Annotated in this window: 15 protein-coding genes; 11 read left to right on the forward strand and 4 right to left on the reverse strand. The window is 64.1% G+C overall.

Features of this window, described 5'->3' with window-relative positions:
* Positions 1-6 precede the first annotated feature (6 nt).
* The 5 genes from ACH2DW_RS05440 (at position 7) to ACH2DW_RS05460 (ending at position 5282) form a co-directional block, all read left to right on the forward strand.
* Entirely contained in the window at positions 7-1293 is a 1287-nt protein-coding gene (locus ACH2DW_RS05440) for a DNA-methyltransferase (RefSeq protein ID WP_394928703.1), read from the forward strand.
* A gap of 63 nt (positions 1294-1356) precedes the next feature.
* On the forward strand, positions 1357-2556 hold the full coding sequence (locus ACH2DW_RS05445; RefSeq protein ID WP_394928704.1) for an MFS transporter: 1200 nt from the start codon (positions 1357-1359) through the stop codon (positions 2554-2556).
* A 101-nt stretch (positions 2557-2657) separates the two neighbouring features.
* Positions 2658-3620 (forward strand): AAA family ATPase, encoded by a 963-nt coding sequence (locus ACH2DW_RS05450; RefSeq protein WP_394928705.1) that lies wholly within the window; start codon positions 2658-2660, stop codon positions 3618-3620.
* A 151-nt stretch (positions 3621-3771) separates the two neighbouring features.
* Positions 3772-3966: a ferredoxin gene (locus ACH2DW_RS05455; RefSeq protein WP_394928706.1), complete on the forward strand. Its 195-nt coding sequence runs from the start codon at positions 3772-3774 to the stop codon at positions 3964-3966.
* 8 nt (positions 3967-3974) lie between these two features.
* Positions 3975-5282, forward strand: a complete 1308-nt coding sequence (locus tag ACH2DW_RS05460; protein WP_394928707.1) for a cytochrome P450 — start codon at positions 3975-3977, stop codon at positions 5280-5282.
* Between the two features lie 41 nt (positions 5283-5323).
* Here the strand turns inward: ACH2DW_RS05460 and ACH2DW_RS05465 are convergent, their stop codons facing one another.
* Both ACH2DW_RS05465 and ACH2DW_RS05470 read right to left on the reverse strand, forming a co-directional pair.
* Complete coding sequence (locus ACH2DW_RS05465; RefSeq protein ID WP_394928708.1) at positions 5324-5647, reverse strand: fluoride efflux transporter FluC; 324 nt, start codon at positions 5645-5647, stop codon at positions 5324-5326.
* A complete protein-coding gene (locus tag ACH2DW_RS05470) occupies positions 5644-6081 on the reverse strand; it encodes a CrcB family protein (RefSeq protein ID WP_394928709.1) in 438 nt (145 codons plus the stop codon). Before ACH2DW_RS05470 ends, ACH2DW_RS05465 begins: the two co-directional genes overlap by 4 nt.
* Positions 6082-6172: 91 nt before the next feature.
* Here ACH2DW_RS05470 and ACH2DW_RS05475 point away from each other — a divergent pair, with 91 nt between their 5' ends.
* From ACH2DW_RS05475 to ACH2DW_RS05490, 4 genes are all read left to right on the forward strand, one after another.
* A complete protein-coding gene (locus ACH2DW_RS05475) occupies positions 6173-6886 on the forward strand; it encodes a response regulator transcription factor (protein ID WP_394928710.1) in 714 nt (237 codons plus the stop codon).
* Between the two features lie 29 nt (positions 6887-6915).
* Complete coding sequence (locus ACH2DW_RS05480; RefSeq protein ID WP_394928711.1) at positions 6916-8232, forward strand: ATP-binding protein; 1317 nt, start codon at positions 6916-6918, stop codon at positions 8230-8232.
* 142 nt (positions 8233-8374) lie between these two features.
* Positions 8375-9016, forward strand: a complete 642-nt coding sequence (locus ACH2DW_RS05485) for a hypothetical protein (protein ID WP_394928712.1) — start codon at positions 8375-8377, stop codon at positions 9014-9016.
* Positions 9017-9091: 75 nt separating this feature from the next.
* Complete coding sequence (locus tag ACH2DW_RS05490; protein ID WP_394928713.1) at positions 9092-10903, forward strand: ABC-F family ATP-binding cassette domain-containing protein; 1812 nt, start codon at positions 9092-9094, stop codon at positions 10901-10903.
* 70 nt (positions 10904-10973) lie between these two features.
* Here the strand turns inward: ACH2DW_RS05490 and ACH2DW_RS05495 are convergent, their stop codons facing one another.
* Positions 10974-11726 (reverse strand): TSUP family transporter, encoded by a 753-nt coding sequence (locus ACH2DW_RS05495; RefSeq protein WP_394928714.1) that lies wholly within the window; start codon positions 11724-11726, stop codon positions 10974-10976.
* 134 nt (positions 11727-11860) lie between these two features.
* On the opposite strand from ACH2DW_RS05495, the gene ACH2DW_RS05500 reads away from it, so the two are divergent.
* Positions 11861-14350, forward strand: coding sequence for a UvrD-helicase domain-containing protein (locus tag ACH2DW_RS05500; protein WP_394928715.1), 2490 nt, complete (start codon positions 11861-11863; stop codon positions 14348-14350).
* Positions 14351-14406: 56 nt separating this feature from the next.
* Positions 14407-14835, forward strand: a complete 429-nt coding sequence (locus ACH2DW_RS05505) for a flavodoxin family protein (protein ID WP_394928716.1) — start codon at positions 14407-14409, stop codon at positions 14833-14835.
* Between the two features lie 14 nt (positions 14836-14849).
* On the opposite strand, the gene ACH2DW_RS05510 is transcribed toward ACH2DW_RS05505, so the two are convergent.
* Complete coding sequence (locus ACH2DW_RS05510) at positions 14850-15383, reverse strand: hypothetical protein (protein ID WP_394928717.1); 534 nt, start codon at positions 15381-15383, stop codon at positions 14850-14852.
* Positions 15384-15445 lie beyond the last annotated feature (62 nt).

A 15445-nucleotide genomic window follows, 5' to 3' on the forward strand; every position in this document is an offset into this window, starting at 1 on the left:
CACATCATGGGAACATCCACGTCATCGTTTGGCGTCAGCAAGCGCGAATCGCACGACTCGTCGGACTTCTACAGCCGGTTTGCTCCGCCGCAGATCAGCGACGACGACACCCTCGGCGCCCACGGCAAACTCGACGCGATCTATGTCGGCGACGCACGCAATATGACGAAGGTGCCCGACGGATCGGTGGCACTCGTCGTCACCTCGCCGCCGTACTTCGCAGGCAAAGAGTATGAGACCGCCCTGGGCGAAGGGCATGTACCGGCCGACTACATCGAGTACCTCACCATGCTCCGCGACGTGCTCGGCGAATGTGTCCGCACGCTTGAACCTGGCGGGCGCATCGCAGTCAATGTGGCCAACCTCGGCCGCAAGCCGTATCGCAGCCTGGCTGCCGACGTCACCACCATTCTCCAGGATGATCTTCGACTGCTCTTGCGTGGCGAAGTGGTGTGGCAGAAGCAGCGTGGCGCCAGCGGTTCGTGTGCCTGGGGGTCGTACCAATCTCCGGCCAATCCGGTGCTGCGCGACACAACGGAACGAGTCATCATCGCCAGCAAGGGCCGCTTCGATCGCGTCGGTACCGGCAACCGCGATGGAAATGGCGTCGGCGGCGTGGCGACGGTGCCCGGCGACGAGTTCATGGAAGCCACACTCGACGTGTGGGAGATTCCCGCGGAGAGCGCGACACGAGTCGGCCACCCCGCACCGTTCCCGGTCGCGCTCGTCGAGCGCTGCCTGCATTTGTTCACCTACGAAGGTGACGTCGTGCTCGACCCGTTCATGGGCTCGGGGACAACGGCTGTCGCGGCGAAGAACACGGGTCGTCACTATGTCGGATACGACACCGATCCCGGCTACGTACAGCAGGCCAAAGAGCGGGTGAAGTCGATGGCGCCGCGGGAGCTGCCTGATCGGCGCACGCTGAAAGACATGGCGCGGACACTCCTCGACGAAGCGGGATACACCGATGTCGACGAAGCCGCCCGGGTGTCGCCTGGTGTCACGGTGAACTTCCGCGGCGTTGGCCCTGATGGCGTCACACGGATCTTCGAACTCGGTGGCGTCAACACGCCGGCTCGACCAGGACTCAGCAGGGTTGAAAACGTGTGGAAGTCGATCGCGAAGGCGGCGATCTGTCGCGAGGTTGCACCCGACGTCGATGTCGTAGTGCTCACCGTCGGCACCATCCGCGGGGGGCCGTTGGCCGCTGTTTCTGGTGATAGCGGACCGATTACCGCGGTCATCGATGCGTCGCGCGAGGATGCGCTCGAGCGCATCCTCGCTCTCTGACTGCAGCGGTCCGCCGGCCTCGATGGTCGTCGGGTCGACGAAGGACAGGAGTAGTTTGCCGCAGTGACGTTGAGCGCTCGCGAGTTCACGGCGACTGATCGCCGGGCGCTGCAGGCGGTGGCCGTGCAGTTCTTCGTCAACGGTGCGGTGTTCGCCTCCTTTGTGCCGCGGCTCCCAGAGATTCGTGACCGGCTCGACCTGAGTCTCGACGAGTTGGGCGCAGTCCTCACGGCGGGCGCAGCGCTCGGCCTGCTGGCAAGCATGTGGTCGCCGCGCATCATTGATGCCGTTGGAACGCGCAGAGCACTGATTGTGTTCGTCTTGGTGTTGCTGTGCGGTCTGCAGATCGTCGGGTTTGCCGATGTCTGGTGGATGCTCTTGTTGGGTTCGGCGGTGATGCTGGCCGCTGACGGCGTCGTCGATATCGCGATGAACCTTCAGGGGTCTTGGTTGAGTTCTCGTCGGCATGCGCCTGTGATGAATCGCCTGCACGGGCTCTGGAGCCTTGGCACGGTGGCCGGGGGGCTCGCCGCCGCGCAGGCCGCGGCATCAGGGGTCTCACTGCGGATGCACCTGATCGTTGTCGGCGCCGTGCTGCTCGGCGCGCTCGTCTTTGTCGGGTCGGGGCTATTGAAGATCGACGAAGGAGCAAACACCAAGTTCCACGATCTGCCACGACCGGCCCGCAGAACGCGGCAGCGGTGGATCACGCTGATACTGCTCGCTGCAGCCGGCGGGTTTGCCCTCACCGTTGAACTCGTCTCGACCGATTGGGCCGCATTCCGGTTGAGTGAGGACTTTGGGGCGTCGGCGGGCTTCGCTGGCCTCGGATTCGTCGCGTTCACGATCGGTATGACTGTCGGCCGACTCGGTGGAGACTCGGTGCTGATTCGCGTCGGGAGCGACCGGCTGCTGCGCGGCGCCATCGTCGTGTCCGGTCTCGGTCTTGCCGTTGCCGCGTTCGCACCGAATCAGTGGTTGGTGCTCGCTGGGTACGTGGTCGCCGGTGTCGGCATCTCGACCTTCTTCCCAAAGCTGTACGACGATGCTGCGAAGTTTCCAGGTCGACGTGGCGCAGCGCTCACCTGGTTGCGAGCGGGATCCGGAGTAACGGCGCTGGTCATCCCCGTGGCGGTCGGAGTGTTGGCCGAGTCGCGGCTCTCCGTTGGTGCAGCAACCGCAATTTTGACGCTGCCATGCACGATTGGCTTCTTGCTCGTGTCGCTGGGGTCGGAACGTTCTGCTTCTCAAGCGAAGGCGTGAACAGGTCGCGCGCAGACAGCGCCACTTCCACGCGTGTGGGCGCGAAGGACGAGCCCGCATGACGCGATGCGTTGGGCCTGCGGATCGGTACGGTCTGGCCAATGGCACGGGGACCGCGCGGACTGACGCGTCGCATCAAGCAGGCCGGCGACGGTGTTGGCCGACTGATCAGTGAATCCGAGCGACGGCTGGGCGAGCGTGGCGTCGATCTGGGGCCCGGCCGCCAGAAGGCGCGCCGAAGTGTTGACGAGGTCCGAGCCGAACTCGACACGCTCGTCGGACTCGACTCCGTCAAGGAGCAGGTCTCGACACTGATCGCGTCACTGAGCATTCAGCAGCAGCGTCGCAAGCACGGTCTGGCCGAAGTGGCAGCGAGCCAGCACCTCGTGTTCTACGGCAACCCCGGCACAGGAAAGACGACTGTCGCCCGTCTCGTGGCGGAGATCTACGGCGCGCTCGGCTATCTCGAGAAAGGCCACCTGGTCGAGGTCGATCGGGCCCAGCTCGTCGGTCAATACGTTGGGCACACCGCGTTCAAGACCAATCGAGCCATCAAGCGTGCGCTCGATGGCGTGTTGTTCATCGACGAGGCGTACGCGCTGTCGCCAGCCGGACCGAAGAGCCTCGATTTCGGTTCAGAGGCGATCGAAACGTTGATCAAGCGGATGGAAGACCATCGCGGTCGGCTCGTCGTCATCGTTGCCGGATACCCCGAATTGATGGGCCAGTTCCTCGCCTCGAACCCCGGGCTGCGCTCGCGCTTCTCCCGCGAAATCGCGTTCGACGACTACACCGACATCGAGCTTGTGGCGATCATGGACAAGACAGCCGCCGATGCCGAGTACGTGATCGCGCCCGAAGCACACGATGCACTGCTCGACATCTTCCGAGCAGCCCGTCATCAGAGTGGATTCGGTAACGCGCGGTACGCGCGAAACCTGTTCGAGCAGGCTGTCAATCGCCAGGCACTCCGCCTCGACGGGGCAGGGATGATCGACCTCAATCGAGATGAGCTCCTCACACTCACTCGCACCGACATCGACGAGGCTGCTCGCCTGGTCTGATCCCGGTGGTGACGCCCCAGAGTTACTCATTGCCATCGCGAGATTCGGCCGCCTTCCCGTCCGATGGCAGAAGCAGCAGCATTGGAACACTGTTCGAGAAAGATGCCCAGGGGGCTGGTCACCGTCTGTTTCTGGGCTCTATGGTCAGGACATGCGTGTTCATCTCGATGTTGAAAAGTGCCAGGGCCACAACCGTTGCTACGCGTTGGCACCCGAATTGTTCGATGTTGACGACTACGGCCAAGCCGTGCTGATCGGCGACGGTGATGTGTCGGCCGACCTCGAGGCCAAGGCACGTCTCGCTGCGTCGAACTGCCCGGAATACGCGATCACGATCTCCGACTGACCAGCTGGATGACTGACACGATCGAACCCACCGAACCGCTGGAGATTTCCGACACTCCGGAGAACGCGCTCTCCTGGGAACGCACTCCCTACGACGCCGACGACTATGGGCCGGTCACCGACTGGGCGACCGACCTCGACCACGCCGACCCCGGCTACAACCCGAATGCGCCTGAGGTGTGGAAGGAACTGCGCGACAGCGGCTGTCCCGTCGCCCATTCCGATCGCTACGGCGGCATGTGGGCTCCGATCACGCACGAGGCGGTGCACGACGTCGCGTACGACACGGAGAACTTCACGAGTCGCAGTGTCGTGGTTACCCACCTCCGCCCAGGCGATGCTGCTATCCCTGCGCCCATCGGTGTCGTACCGCCGATCTCGAGTGATCCGCCGTTCCACGGGATGGCGCGTCGTCTGCTGTTGCCGCCGTTCGCTCCAAAGCAGATCGAGCCCTGGGAGGCCGAAGTCCAGATTCTGTGCCGCCGCCTCCTCGACGAGATGGGTGACGTCGCGCCTGGCGACACCGTCGATGCAGCGGTGCAGTACGCACAGCACATCCCGGTCAACGTCATTGGACGCATGCTCGGGTTCCCCGAAGAAGACGAGGCGTTGTTCCGCGAGTTTGTGCACAACACGCTCGAGACGATCAACGCCGAGCCGGGGACCCGTCGCGAGAACTTCCTCAAGTTGGACGAGTACCTCGACAAACAGGTGCAAGACCACATCGACAACCCGCGCGAGGACCTCACCGACTATCTCCTCAACGTCGAGCTGGGTGGCGAGAAGCTGTCGCCCGAGCACGTGCGTGGCTCGATTGTGCTGCTGCTCATCGCTGGCATCGACACCACGTGGTCGGCGATTGGTTCATCGCTGTGGCATCTGGCGCAGACTCCGTCGGACCTCGACCGTCTCGGGTCCGAACCCGAGGTGATGACCTTCGCGCTCGAGGAGTTCCTCCGTGCCTACGCGCCGGTCACGATGGCCCGTATGGTCGCCAAGGACGTGGACTTCCATGGGTGCCCAATGAAGAAGGACGACTGGGTGCTCCTGCCTTTCCCGGCGGCCAACCGCGATCCGCGGGCATTTGAGGACGCCGATGAGTTCATCATCGACCGGGAGTCGAACCGGCACGCAGCCTTCGGTCTTGGTATCCACCGATGCCTCGGTTCGAACCTCGCCCGGCTCGAACTCAAGGTGGCGATCGAGGAATTCATCACCCGGTTCCCCAAGTTTGAGCTCGCCGGTGACGTGACGTGGAGCGCCGGTCAGATTCGTGGACCGCGCGTGCTGCCGGTTCGCATCCTCGAAACCACCTGACCTCCGATTCACCGGAGACGGACCAGGGGCGTGAAGGCGGATCAGGTTGACACGAACGTCGTACCAATCGAGGCCGCACCGCACGCGCACCCGATGGTGAGCGCCGCGTAGGCCGATCCCCAACGCCATCCGAGCGATCGTGCCTCCAGCGCGAATGTCGAGTAGGTGGTGAGCGCGCCGCAGAATCCGATGCCGATGACGGTGACGACACTGTCGGAGAAGTCAGCGCTCAGGGTGTAGCCGAGCACAGCGGCGCCGATGGTGTTGGCGACCAGTAGCGCCTGCCACGAGCACACGAGGAGGCCCAGGGTGAGTCGGGCAACAGCGCCCAGCGCTGCGGCGCAGACGAAGACGATCGGCGTCATGTGTCGTCACCTCGGCTGTGGTTGGTGCGGGTGCGCTGCTGAGACAGGGCGGACGCGAGCCCGACTGCGGCGGCGCAGCTTGCGACGGTGACTCCGCCATACGCGACGGCAGTACCGGTCAGGTCGCGGTCGACGAAGTCGTTGAGTTCGACGGCAAACGACGACATCGTGGTGAAGCCGCCAAGCAGGCCGGTGACGATGGCGTCCCACCGCAGCGATCCGCGTTCGAGCCGATGGACCGCGACACCAATTGCCAGGCAGCCGAGCACATTGACGATGAGTGTCCGCCACGGCCAGGAGCCGGCTTCGACGTCGAAAAACGTTCCGACCGCCCAGCGCAGTGTTGCCCCGGTCGCGCCGCCTGCAGCAACAGCAGCGATCGCCAGAGGAAGATTGCGGCCCTCGATCTGAGCGCTCGACGGAAACAACTGCACCTGCAGTTGCTAGCAAACGGCGGAGGTCAGCCACGGGGATTCACACTCAACTCTCACCCGCGCCGGCCCCGCGAGCGGCAAGACTGACGAAGTGACTGTCTCGGCCAACGATCGTGCACCGGCTCATCTTCTGGTCGCTGAGGACGACCGCGCCGTGCGCGAGTCGCTCGTGCGAGCGCTCGAACTCGAGGGCTATCGCGTCACAGCCACGTCGAACGGTGCGGAGTGTCTTGACGCTGTTGCGCGGGACGAGCCGGCAGCGCTTCTGCTCGACGTGTCGATGCCGCTCGTCGACGGGTTGACGGTGTGCCGCGTGGTGCGCGCCGAAGGCAATCGGCTGCCAATTTTGATGCTGACCGCTCGGACGGAGACCTCCGATCGCGTCGCAGGCCTCGACGTCGGTGCGGACGATTACTTGCCAAAGCCGTATGACCTTGATGAGCTGCTCGCCCGTCTGCGAGCACTGTTACGCCGAGCGGAGTACGCCGGAGAGGATGAGGTCGCGACCCTTGATGTTGGCGACCTTCGCCTTGACCCTGCAGCCCGTCGTGTGTTTCGTGGCGAACGCGAGATCGATTTGTCGAAGACCGAGTTTGATCTGCTCGAACTGCTGGTCGAGAACCAGGGGATCGTGCTCGATCACACGACGATCTACGAGCGCATCTGGAACTACGACTTCGGGCCGGATTCGAAGAACCTTGCGGTCTACATCGGGTACCTCCGTCGCAAGACCGAGGCCGAGGGCGAGCAGCGACTCGTGCAGACGGTGCGCGGCGTCGGCTACACGGTCCGGACACCATTGTGAATTCATTGCGGCTGAAGATCGCCCTGGCGATGGCCGTCTTGGTCCTCGTGGCCACTTCAGTCGTCGGGGCGATCAGCTACCGATCGACCAGTGCTCGCCTCATCGCCGAAGTCGACGACTCGATCAGTGAGGCCACGACGCTGCTCGCCGGACGGGGCGACGACAATCGCTTTCGAATCCCGGCGCGTGGTCTGCTCGGGATCTACTCGGTGCGTGTGCTGAATGTTCGGGCCGAGACGGTCAACAGTTCGTTCGAGGTCGACCTTCCAGTCAGCGACGCCGCCCGGAGTGTGGTCGGTGTGAATCGCGGGTTCGATCAGTCAACGGTCGAATTCGGTTCCGAACGTTTCCGGGTACACACCGTTGGGCGCGATGCCGGTGCTGTTCAGGTCGCCCGCTCGCTGGGTGAGACCGATCGAGTGCTGCGCGACGTCCAGCGTCGCACCGCGTTGTTCGTCCTCGTCGTTTCGTCGCTCGCCGCAGCGGTGGGTTGGCTTCTCGCCAGCACAGTCGCTGCTCCGCTGCGCCGTCTGACCCGAGCGGCGAGCGAAGTGGAGCAGTCGGGCGACCTGAACGTTGCACTGCCGGAGCCGGGAAGGGATGAAGTCGGCCGCCTCGGCTCGGCGTTCGGCTCGATGCTCGGTGCGCTCCAACGGTCGCGAGGCGAACAGCAGCGGTTGGTGCAGGACGCGGGTCACGAACTCCGTACGCCGTTGACCAGCCTGCGGACGAACCTTGCCGTGCTCCGTCGGCATCCGGACATGGAGCCTGACATGCAGGAACGGATCCTGGGGGACCTCGACAGCGAGGTCGGCGAACTCACTGAACTCGTCAACGAACTGGTCGCTGTTGCGTCTGGCGAACTTGCCGACCAACCGCCGCAGGATCTTCTGCTCGCCGAGGTGGCTCGCCGCGTGGCCGCGCGTGTCGGCCGACGACGGGATCGATCTGTCGTCGTGGAAGTCGGGGTGCACGTCGGTGAGGAAGCCTCGGTGTTTGCGCCGCTCGCCGGAATCGAACGGGCGATCACCAATCTCGTCGAGAACGCCGCGAAGTTCGATCAGAGCGATTCCGAGATCCGCGTGGAGGTTGACGGGGGCAGGCTCACGGTCATCGACCATGGCCCGGGCATTCCAGAAGACGACCTCCCGCTGGTCTTTGACCGATTCCACCGCGCCACGGCGTCGCGGACGTTGCCCGGTTCAGGGCTGGGGTTGGCGATCGTGCGTGAGATCGTCGAGCGGCACGGTGGCACTGTGAGCGCAGTCAACCGACCTGGCGGTGGCGCATCGGTCGGCTTCGAGTTGCCAGTCCAGAACGTGCCGACCTCGGCGACCCCTGCATGACCTGACCGGCACCACTGCGGCTTCGTGCGGCTTCGTGTGCTGCTCGAGTCACACCCGACTCTTACCTTGCTCCGGTTTCCTCCTCACCGGGGACTGTCATCGTGGTCGACATCCCCCACAGCGTTCTGGAAAGGAACACGACATGAACAACACGGTCTCCACTCAGTCCCAGCAGCCCCGGTCCTCGAAGAAGGGCCTGGCCATCGGTCTCACCGCCGGGCTCGTCGGCGGCTCACTCGCCGGCTTGGTGCTCGGCGTGCCGGGCCTCTCAAGTGCGGCCGATGACGACGGCACACCTCCCGCCGCTCCCGCCGCACTCGTGCAGCAGGTCGACGACACCGTCGGCGAAGACATGCAGGCCAATTCTGGCGAACGTCTTCGCGACGCGCTGCAGCCACTGGTCGTCGACGGAACACTGACCGCAGATCAAGCTGATGCAGTCGCCACCCATCTGGTCGAGAATCGGCCGGAGCGCGGCGATCGCGGCGGTCGTGAAAATCGTGGACGTCGGGGCCCCGGCAAGTTCGCCCGTTCTGAGGTGCTGACTGAGCTGCTTGGCGTCGATGCCGACGAGTTGCGGGAGGAGCTCCGCGCCGGATCAACCCTGGCTGAACTCGCAGCTGCGAATGGTGTCGAATCCAGCGACCTGATCGCTGCATTGATCACCCAGGCCGAGGAGCGCATCAACACTGCCGTCGAGGCCGAGCGGATCACGGCAGACGAGGCCGCTGAGAAGCTCGCCAAGATCGAGACACGCATCACCGACAAGATCAACGGCGACTGATCCCCCCACACGAGCCGTCGAACGGTCCCGTCGTGCTCGGCACGGCGTGACCGTTTCGGCCGTAGCGTCGCCGGGGTGATTTGCGTCGATCTCTCCGACGTCGGACTGGCTCAGCCCGACAAGGTGCTCTTCAGTCATGTCGACGTCACCATTTCGAAGGGCGATCGTGTCGCTGTGGTCGGCGTCAATGGTTCGGGCAAGACCACGCTCCTGCGGATCATGACGGGAGCGCTCACACCGGACAGCGGCGATGTGCGGTTCGGCCGAGGTGCTCGGATTGTGTCGCTCGAGCAAGACCCTGTGTTGCCGGAGGGGCTGGTCCGCGACGTCCTCGGCGACGGATGGGAAGTGCAGGCTGCCGCAACGACGCTAGGCGTCTTGCCGTTGTTCGACCGACGCACCGACCAGTTGTCGGGTGGCCAGGCCAAGCGGGTTGCGCTTGCGAAGGTGCTGGCGGACGACCAGCAGGGTGCCTTCGACATGGTGGTCCTCGACGAGCCGACGAACCATCTCGATCTCGAGGCAATCGAGTGGCTTGAATCGCGCCTTGTTGCGATGAGCGCGGCGTTGGTGCTGGTGACTCACGACCGACATGCACTTGATCGGCTGACGACGGCCGTGGGCCCGAGCCGCGTCGTCGAACTCGACAACGGACAGTCGTACATCCATCAGGCAGCAGCCGGATCAAGTGCCTATGCGACGTACCTCGATGCTCGCGCCGAGCGAATCGAGCGTGAAGCAGCGGAAGAATCAACGCGCAAAATCTTGGCGCGCAAGGAGCTTGCTTGGCTGCGTCGTGGTGCGCCCGCGCGTTCGACGAAGCCCAAGGCGCGACTGCGGAGTGCCGCCGAGATCATCTCAGGCGGCCCCGCAGCCGCCGGCGTACGTGGCAACGACCTCGAGTTGGGTGCTGGAACGTCTCGCCTCGGCAATCAAGTCGTCGAGCTGATCGGCGTCACGCAACGGTTCGACGCGCACACGGTCTTTGAGAACATCGACCTGCTCATCGAGCCCGGCGCCCGGCTCGCAGTCGTCGGTCCGAACGGGTCGGGTAAGACCACGCTGCTCGACATCGTCGCAGGACGGGCTGCACCCGTTGCGGGCGAGGTCAAGCGAGGGCAGACCGTCGTGGTCGGCTACGCCGATCAGCACTCGTCTGCGCTCGATCCGGACGCCATTGTCCGCAAGGTGGTCGCAGGGCCGTACCGGGAGCCCGACCATGAAGACAAAGCGCTCCTCGAGAAGTTCTGGTTCGACTCCACTGCCCAATACGCGCCGACGCGGATGCTGTCGGGCGGCGAACGTCGCCGGCTGCAACTGGTGATGGTGCTGGCCACGAAGCCGAACCTGCTGATTCTGGATGAGCCCACGAACGATCTTGATCTCGACACATTGCGGTCACTCGAGTCGTTTCTTGATGATTGGCCCGGTGCACTCGTCACGTCCAGCCACGACCGAGCCTTCCTCGACCGCGTGGCAGATCACGTGCTGGCGATCGACGAGGACGGCACCATGCACCGTGTGCCCGGCGGCGTCAGCGGTTGGCTTACAGAGCGTTCGACCGGTCGGACTGGAAAGCCAGTTGGATCGGCGAAAAAGGTCAGCGCATCGAAGGCCGGACCCGCCACGGCCGATTCGTCGAGTCGCCCAGGTAAGCCGAAGGCGGCTCGGACGGGACCGAGCCCGTCGACCCTCGGCCGGCAACTTCGTGCCGCCGAACAGGCGATGGTCAAAGCACAGAAGCGCGTCGACTCCCTCACCGAGCGGTTGACCGGTCTCACTGATTCATCGGAGCTGCAAGAGGTTGGTCAGGACCTGGCGACGGCGCAATCCGAGCTCGACGAGCACGAACTCCTCTGGCTCGAACTGGCCGAACAAACACACTGAGCAAAGACCAACCTGCCGACGGCCTCGTCCGGGGGTCGCCGCTGCCGTGGCTGGAGTGCAGGGGTGCACGTCACGCGAGGAGAAGGCGGCCGAGTCCGACGATGGCGATGGTGGCGAGCAGCCAGAGGGTGACGCGCCGGAAGGCTGTCTCTGAAGTCGAACGGAACATCAACGAACCAGCGACGATGCCAGCGACGAGTAGCGGAATGCCGAGCAGGACGCGCCAGAACAATTCATCGGTCAGCTCGCCCGCAACGAACAGTCCGACGATGACGACGAGATTCGAAGCAAAGAAGTAGGCGATGAGTGTGGCTCGAGTCTCAGCTGCAGAGATCGCGGCCATGCTCATCGCGAGCACGAGCACCAGGCCCGCCATCGCCGTGGCCCCGTTCACGACGCCTGCGACGACCCCGACACTGAAGACCAACAGGGGTGTGGGATGAACTCGAGCCGAGTGGTTGACGAGCAGTCCGGCGGTCAGCGCCAGCAAGACGGCGAGGGTGACGCCGCGCAAGACGTCGCTGTCGACAGTTGTGAGAATCACCAAGCCGATCGGGTTGCCGACGATTGCGGCGGCCAACAAGAGGCGGAAATCGGGCCAGCGAATCTCGTGCCGAATCGAGGGGCCCTGCGCAAGGCTCGCCAAGACCTCAAAGGTGAGCGCGAGCGGCACAGCGGCCGCCGGTTCGATGACGAAGGTCGCCCCAGCGACGAGCACGGCGGAGAAACCGAATCCGGAATAGCCGCGGATGTATGAGGCAACGAGCAGCACAGCGGCGCAGAAGGCCAGTTCGCCGGCGCTGAGTTCGACCAGCGACGTCACGATCACCACGTTACGCACCGTGCCGACTTGACGAGCCCGTTGGGTGTGTCCGGTCGCGAATCGTGCGGCGGGTGTGATGCCCGTCGTCGCGGGACGGCTCGACCGTGACAGTGCATCCCTAGAGTGATGCCCGCATGAGTGACGAGGAGCTGTTCGGCGACATCCCCCATCCGGCGGACGCGCCGTCCGCGGAGTCGGACCAGGCCGCACCCGTCGGGCCGTTCGGTGCGGGGAGCGAGATCGTCTCGCATGGCCCGTCGCCGTTCGCCCAAGGGCTCAATCCCGATCAGCTCGATGCTGTGGTCCACCAGAGTGGGCCTTTGCTGGTGGTCGCCGGTGCCGGTTCGGGCAAGACGCGGGTGCTCACACATCGCATCGCGCACCTCATCCATGTGGGCGTGCACCCGTCGAAGATCCTGGCGATCACGTTCACCAACAAAGCCGCTGCCGAGATGCGCGAACGCGTCGCCACGCTGGTTGGGCCGGTCGTCAAGACAATGTGGGTGTCCACCTTCCATTCGGCGTGCGTGCGCATCTTGCGCGCCAATGCCGACGCGCTCGGTTACCCCCGACAGTTTTCGATCTACGACTCAGCCGACACCAATCGCCTCACCGGCTACGTCATCCGCGACCAGGGGCTTGACTCGAAGCGCTTCACTCCACGCGGCGTGCACGGCATCATCAGCAACTGGAAGAATGAGCTGGTCTCTCCGGCCGAAGCAGCCGACGGCGCTGAGAACATCTTCGATCGCAAGCACGCCGAGGTCTACGCCGAGTATCAGGCGAGGCTCCTCAAGGCCGGTGCGATGGACTTTGATGACCTGCTGACCAAGACCGTCGAGCTGTTCAAGAATCACGGCGACGTCCTCGAGCACTACCGCGAACGCTTCGCCCACATCCTTGTCGACGAATACCAGGACACCAATAACGCCCAGAACCAGATGGTGCTGATGCTCGCCGGCGGCCACAACAACGTCTGCGTCGTCGGCGACACCGACCAGTCGGTCTATCGATTCCGCGGTGCCGATTTTCGCAACATCTTGCAGTTTGAGGAGGCGTTTCCCGACGTCACCACGGTGGTGCTCGACCAGAACTATCGCAGCACGCAGACAATCCTCGATGCCGCCAACGCCGTCATTGAAAACAACACTGAGCGCCGGCCCAAGTCGCTGTGGACCGATAGTGGCAGTGGCGAACGCATCCAGCGATATCACGCTGAAGACGAAGGCGATGAGGCCAACTGGGTGGCCGGGACGGCGAAACAGTTGCAACGCGATGCCGACGCGAACTTCCGCGACATCGCCGTGCTGTACCGAACCAACGCACAGAGTCGTGTCATCGAAGAAGCGTTCATGCGCCAAGGCGTCCCCTACAAGGTGGTGGGTGGCACCCGGTTCTACGACCGGCGCGAAGTGAAAGACGCCATGGCCTACCTGCGTGCGGTGGTCAACCCCGCTGACGAGGTCAGCCTGAAACGGATTCTGAACGTTCCGAAGCGAGGCATTGGCGATACCAGCGTGGCCAAGCTCGACGCGTTTGCCGCCGCTGAGGGCATCGGGTTTGCCGACGCTCTGCGGCGATGCGACGAGGCGGGCGTGAGCGGTCCCGCGCTCCGTGGCATCGGCAAGTTCGTGGAACTGGTCGATGGTATGGCCGGCATGGTCGACGATGACCAGTACGGGCCGGCGGACATCCTCCAGCTGGCACTCGACGGGTCGGGCTACCTCGCTGAGCTCGAAGCCGAAGACTCAGTCGAAGCGCATACCCGCCTCGAGAACATGGGCGAGTTGATCGGGTCCGCACGCGAGTTCACCGTGATTTCTGAGTTCATGGAACAGGTCGCGCTCGTCGCTGACACTGACGACCTGCCAGAGGACGAGGTCGAAGACATGGTGATTCTCATGACGTTGCACTCGGCAAAGGGCCTCGAGTTTCCTGTCGTGTTTCTCGCCGGCGTCGAAGAGGGCATCTTCCCGCACATCCGGTCGCTCACCGAACCAATCGAAATGGAAGAGGAGCGTCGACTCGCGTACGTCGGCATCACGCGGGCAATGAATCGGCTGTACATGAGCCACGCGTGGAGCCGGCAGTTGTTCGGGTCGACGCAGTACAACCCCCCGTCGCGGTTCTTCGACGAGATCCCCGAAGGGTTGATCGAGGCGAGCGGCAACGTGAGTGGTCGCTCCAGCTATGGGCGTCAGAGTTACCGATCGGGGTACGGCGGTGCCTCCGGCAGTGGTCGACCGGATCGCGAAGGGCGCGGGAACGACTCGTCCTCTACGCCGCCGCCGTACCGACGCGCGGTCGACGAGGAGATGCCTGGGCGCGACATCAATGCCGATGTGAACGACGATGTACAAGACGCCAAGCAGGCACAGGACGCACATCGCGATCGTGTTGTCGAAGCAGCGATGCAGTTTGCCAAGAAGCATGCCCCCGAGCCGTCGAACAGTCAGGAACTTGGGCTGCACGTCGGCGACGGCGTTGAACATCCCAGCTTCGGTGCAGGAGTGATCATCGACATCTCCGGTGAGGGCGAGAAGGCTGAGGCCACGATCAACTTCACTGGCACGGGCACCAAGCACCTCTCGCTTGCCTGGGCGCCGCTCAAGAAGATCGAGTGAACGATGTCGTCAAGAAGATCGGGTCAGATGGCGCGGTATCTGGCAGAATCAGAGACGTGAAGGCAGCAATTCTGGTTGAGAGCTTGTCCGGCAATACGTGGAAGGCGGCCGAAAACGTCGCCGAGCTGCTGCAGCAGGAGCGGTGGACCATCACGGGCCTGTCCAAGGTCAAGCATCCCGACTACCAGTCGATCCACGAAGCGGACCTCGTCCTCGTCGGGACCTGGGTGCACGGAGCGTTCCTGTTCGGCCAGGCACCATGGGCCGCCAACAACATCGCGAACCTTCCCGCAATGCGCGGGAAGAAGGCTGCCGCGTTCTGCACGTTTGCACTCGACCCGGGCCGCAGCCTCGACAAGCTCACGAATGTGCTCGGCGACACCGGCGCCTACGTCATCGGCGGACTGGCCATGAGTCGGAGCAAGCTCGACCAGCACAGCGAAGAGTTCGCTGCGCGCCTCCTCGACGCAACCGTCGATGCCTGACTCCGAGTCGGCGCTCAGCGCCCGCTGTCGTTGGTGACGCCGCTGAGATCGATCGACAGCAATCGCTGGTTTTCGACGACGGGGTTCACGCCTTGCGGGGGCGGTGACAGTTCGCTCACGTCGATGGTGTTGCCGTTGCAGTCGGTGAACTTGCGTGTCCCCTCACCCGCGTCGTTACGTACTTGCTCAACGACACAGCTTTCGTCGCCACCAGCCGGGTAGGCGTAGTACACGACCCAACCGATTGCGGGGTCGTCGCCGGTGTGATCGAGCACGATGGTGCGCTCTCCCTCGGTGGTGCCGAGGCCCGGGAAGAGAATGGGGCCTTTGTCAACGATTTCGTCGGCAACGTTGGTCACGCTGCCGACGCGCAAGTTGGACGGGGCGAGCCGATCAGATGTTGCCGCGTCGCCGCGCGAGATGTATGCCGCGAATCCCCACAGCATCAGCCCGATCAGGCCGAGGACCACGAGCCCGCCCAGGTTGGGGAGCAGCGCACGCGTCAACGGCGATCGAAGCTTGACTGGCTTGTCGTTCACCTTCGCCACCAGCTCAGTCTGCCGCCCCCAGCCCGTTTCGCGTCGTCGGGGAAACGGACTGGGCCTGGTTC

The organism is uncultured Ilumatobacter sp., from assembly GCF_963980585.1.
Taxonomy (GTDB): domain Bacteria; phylum Actinomycetota; class Acidimicrobiia; order Acidimicrobiales; family Ilumatobacteraceae; genus Ilumatobacter_A.

Bases quoted from the DNA above. Each gene is read 5' to 3' on its own strand.
- ACH2DW_RS05440 (WP_394928703.1), top strand. From the start codon at position 7: ATGGGAACATCCACGTCATCGTTTGGCGTCAGCAAGCGCGAATCGCAC.
- ACH2DW_RS05450 (WP_394928705.1), top strand. From the start codon at position 2,658: ATGGCACGGGGACCGCGCGGACTGACGCGTCGCATCAAGCAGGCCGGC.
- ACH2DW_RS05455 (WP_394928706.1), top strand. From the start codon at position 3,772: ATGCGTGTTCATCTCGATGTTGAAAAGTGCCAGGGCCACAACCGTTGC.
- ACH2DW_RS05460 (WP_394928707.1), top strand. From the start codon at position 3,975: ATGACTGACACGATCGAACCCACCGAACCGCTGGAGATTTCCGACACT.
- ACH2DW_RS05465 (WP_394928708.1), bottom strand. From the start codon at position 5,647: ATGACGCCGATCGTCTTCGTCTGCGCCGCAGCGCTGGGCGCTGTTGCC.
- ACH2DW_RS05480 (WP_394928711.1), top strand. From the start codon at position 6,916: ATGGCCGTCTTGGTCCTCGTGGCCACTTCAGTCGTCGGGGCGATCAGC.
- ACH2DW_RS05485 (WP_394928712.1), top strand. From the start codon at position 8,375: ATGAACAACACGGTCTCCACTCAGTCCCAGCAGCCCCGGTCCTCGAAG.
- ACH2DW_RS05500 (WP_394928715.1), top strand. From the start codon at position 11,861: ATGAGTGACGAGGAGCTGTTCGGCGACATCCCCCATCCGGCGGACGCG.